The organism is Alcanivorax sp. HI0044 (assembly GCF_001634945.1).
Genome location: NZ_LWEZ01001567.1, coordinates 1 through 1,015 on the forward strand (window position 1 = coordinate 1; position 1,015 = coordinate 1,015).

A 1,015-nucleotide genomic window follows, 5' to 3' on the forward strand; every position below is an offset into this window, starting at 1 on the left:
TACCCGCTCGTCATGGTCCACGGTCAGTGCGCGGCCCAGCTCAATGATGTCAGCCACGACAGCGGAAGCCGTCGGCTCGGCACCGGCGCCGGCGCCGTAGAACATGGTGGGACCCACCGCGTCGCCATCGATCATGATGGCGTTCATCACGCCATTGACGGCAGACAGCATGGTTTCCTTGGGAATCAGGGTCGGGTGCACACGCAGTTCGATGCCGTTGCCGGTGTCCTTGGCGATCCCCAGGTGTTTGATGCGGTATCCGAAATGCGCGGCGCTGGCCACGTCTTCGGTGGTAATCCGGCTGATCCCCTCGGTGTAGACCTTGGAAAACTGCAGTGGAATACCGAACGCAATGGAGGCCAGAATGGTCAGCTTGTGGGCGGCATCAATACCTTCCACGTCGAAGGTGGGGTCCGCTTCCGCGTAACCCAGCGCTTGCGCTTCTGCCAACACGTCATCAAAGGCCCGGCCACCCTCTTCCATTTCGGTGAGGATGAAGTTGCCGGTGCCATTGATAATGCCCGCCAGCCAGTTCACATGGTTCGCGGCCAGACCTTCACCCAGGGACTTGAGGATGGGAATCCCGCCAGCCACAGAGGCTTCGAACGCCACGTCCACGCCATTATCCTGGGCGGCCTGGAAGATTTCGTTGCCGTGCTCGGCGATCAACGCCTTGTTGGCGGTGACCACGTGCTTGCCGTTCTTGATGGCGGTAAGTACCAGCTCACGTGCGGTATCAATGCCGCCAATCAGCTCTACCAGAATATCGATATCCGGGTCTGTCGCCACCGCAAAAATATCGCGGGAAAGACGAATATCACTGGTATCACAGGCCGCGTTGTCGCGGCGGGCACCGATATGGGTAATTTCAATCGGACAGCCCACGCGGCGAGCAATATCCCGCGCGTTACGCTTCAGTACATTCACGGTGCCAGAACCCACCGTGCCCAGACCAGCAATACCCACCTTCACCGACTTCACGTGATTTCCTCTCTTTATGCAGGGGCGCACAAGG

General features: G+C 59.4%; 1 protein-coding gene. It reads right to left on the reverse strand.

The annotated features are described in order from the left end of the window. A partial coding sequence (locus A3730_RS23610) for a homoserine dehydrogenase (protein ID WP_063539105.1) occupies positions 1–981 on the reverse strand: 981 nt, incomplete at its 3' end. Positions 982–1,015 lie beyond the last annotated feature (34 nt).